This window comes from Flavobacterium sp. FPG59, from assembly GCF_002150205.1.
Taxonomy (GTDB): Bacteria; Bacteroidota; Bacteroidia; order Flavobacteriales; family Flavobacteriaceae; genus Flavobacterium.
In genome coordinates, this window is sequence record NZ_MTCA01000307.1 from 1 (window position 1) to 2,850 (window position 2,850).

Annotated in this window: 2 protein-coding genes and 1 pseudogene; all 3 read right to left on the reverse strand. The window is 38.7% G+C overall.

All coding sequences use genetic code 11. The features are described from left to right. A pseudogene (locus FPG59_RS15375) lies at window positions 1-920 on the reverse strand (flagellar motor protein MotB); the annotation flags it as partial. 14 nt (window positions 921-934) lie between these two features. Further along, the gene (locus FPG59_RS15380; protein WP_086455432.1) at window positions 935-1,864 is read right to left on the reverse strand and encodes a type IX secretion system membrane protein PorP/SprF; all 930 of its coding nucleotides are present in this window, start codon (window positions 1,862-1,864) and stop codon (window positions 935-937) included. 39 nt (window positions 1,865-1,903) lie between these two features. Next, a partial coding sequence (locus tag FPG59_RS15385) for a gliding motility-associated C-terminal domain-containing protein (protein ID WP_140344701.1) occupies window positions 1,904-2,850 on the reverse strand: 947 nt, incomplete at its 5' end.

Sequence of the window (2,850 nt, forward strand, 5' to 3'; positions counted from 1 at the left end):
GTACCTGGCATGTCTGATGCAAAATACAAGGTTTTCTCATCTACACTCAGCGCTGGATGCGCTACACTATATTCATTACTATTAAAAGGTAACTCTTGTACATTGACCCATTTTCCATTTTCGTTCGTGGCCTTGTAGAGTTTTAATAATATAATACGTCTGCTGTCTTTTTGCTTTTTCCCGTTGAGATAATTATTACGCGTGAAGTACATGGTTTGCCCATCTTTGGTAAAAACGGGGGTTGACTCATGAAACCTACTGTTGATGTTTTTATTGAATACCTCTGGTTTACCCACACTACCATCTGTACTTATCTGGGAGCTGTACAAGTTGGTAAAAGATTCATTGTTCCACTTGAACACTTTTTTAGCTACTCCGCCTGTATCGCGCGCCGATGCAAAAAGTAGGGTATTGTTGTAGTAAGCGCTTCCATAATCAGAGTAAGGGGAGTTGATTCCGGCATCAAATATTTCGTATTTCCCTGAGTTTTCCTTGATATCTTTTAAGTAATCACGCTGACTCGCAAAGAGTTTCCCTCGCTGGTCTGTGGCTGATTTTGCAATGAATTGTTCTAGCATTTTATCGGCCTTAGCATAGTTGCCTACGGCTTTTAATGATTGGGAATACCTGTAGTAATACTCAGCTTCTTGAGAGGAATTCATCGCAAAAAGAGCAGAATACCATTTCTCTGCCTTGATCAAATTGGCTATAAAGAAATAGGAATCTCCTAATTTTTGAAACATTTTCTCGTCTTTATATCCTTTATCGGCTACTTTCTCATAGGTAGCTATGGCATCAACGTAAGAATAATTATCGAAGTTTTTATCCGCAATTGCTACTCCTTTTTTTTGGGCATACCCCATTACTGTTGATACTAAAAAAACTACACAGCATCCGAAATGTTTGGCGCTTAATTTCATAACGTTATATTAAATTAAAAGAATCTAGGTGATGTGATTTTGTTATATCGTTTGAATATTTCGTAACGAAGAAATATTTCATGTGACCCTGAATTGTAATTAGCCAGTCGTGTGGTTTCCATATCGTATGCATACCCAATAAACCAAGAGTCTGATACCTGAAAGCCTACCATGGCACTCAATGCAGCACTCCAGCGGTAAGCAGCTCCTACTGTAAACTTGTCATTAAACAAGAAGTTAGCCGATAAATCTACTTGTAGTGGAGCACCTTGAACCATCTTAGTCATCATGGCTGGTTTGAATTTTAAATTATAATCTAAATCAAATACGTGACCGGCTGTTAAGTAATAGTTTACGCGTTCTCGTGCAATATAAGAATTGGCTCCTACTCCTGCGTATTTATCAAAATGCTCTGTCTCTAACAAGTTAGGAACTGAAAGACCCACATAGGTTTTATCTGAGTACCAATAAAGTCCCACTCCTATATTAGGTGAAAACTTATTGTCTATGTTATTCTCAAAACTATAGTCATTAGGATCATACTGATTCAACTTATCAAAATTGACATTCAATAGATTTGCTGAGGCTTTTAATCCAAAGGAGAGTTTGAAGTCTTCTGAGGTATTGATGTAGTATGAAAAATCAACTGCTAGATTGCTCTCATCAGATGGCCCTATCCTGTCATTTATGATTGATACTCCTAGGCCTAGTTTAGTATCATTGATAGGTGTGTTAATAGAGGCAGTATTGGTTACTGGTGCCCCATCTAGCCCTACCCACTGGGTGCGGTGTAGGGCAAAGATGTTCATGGACTGACGCGAACCTGCATAGGCTGGATTTATATTGATCGAATTGTACATGTACTGTGTAAACTGAGCATCTTGCTGGGCATTTACTATACCCGAGAGTAAGAGTACCATTACTACTACTAATTTTGTCTTCATATTGCTTCCATTTTTAAACTTATGAGCTTTATTTATTTATTATCTGTTGATGTATAAGTATCCTGCTTTTTCAAAACTAGTGGCTGCACTGTCCTTATATCTCAAGATGTAATAATACGTTCCTTCTGGTAACTCTTCGGATTGTTTGATGGTTACTCTTCCTTCTGAAACGCCTCTAAAAGCTCTATCATCATTGTTATATCCTGCTCTCTCAAATACTAGTACTCCCCAGCGGTTGTATATCTCTACCGTATTGTCGCTGTAACATTCTAGTCCTCTAATGCGGAACACTTTGTTGTCTCCATTTCCATTTGGCGCTACTGCATTAAACACTTCGATCACACATCCTTGAATAGCAAGTACTGTTGGTCTATCACTTAAAGCACTAGAATCATCTGATAAATCACTTACTACAACTCCTAGTGGGGTAACTCCTGTTGCGGTTGCTTGGTTGGTTACGCTTCCTAAATTGATGTCGGATTGTTTCAAGCGATATACTCCTTGATAGGCTGTATTGTTTGTCGCTCCTACTGGCAATAAAGGTATGCTATTACCCGATAGTATCAAACCTGGTAGCACATCGGTTACTGTTACATTGTTTAATGGCGTGTTTCCTGTATTGCTTACCGCAAAACTGTAGGTAATAGTCTCTCCTGCTTGTGCAAAACCATCTCCATTTTCATCATTGAATACGGCTGTTTTAACTATGGCTATATCTGGCGTTTCGTTCACAACTACTGTAACTGTGGCTGTGGTACACACCAACGGATTAGAACCTGTTTCACATACTTGATACGTAATGGTATATGTTCCTGCTATTGTATTTGGCGCTACAGTTAAGTTTCCATTTGCATCTATACTCAATGGTCCATTTGTTACTGGCGTCACATCAGTATTGGCTGCTGTTGCTGGTGCTCCGTTAATGGTATCATTTGCTAGAACATTTCCTCCTGTTGCTGGTAGTGTATCATTTAAAGCTACTAATG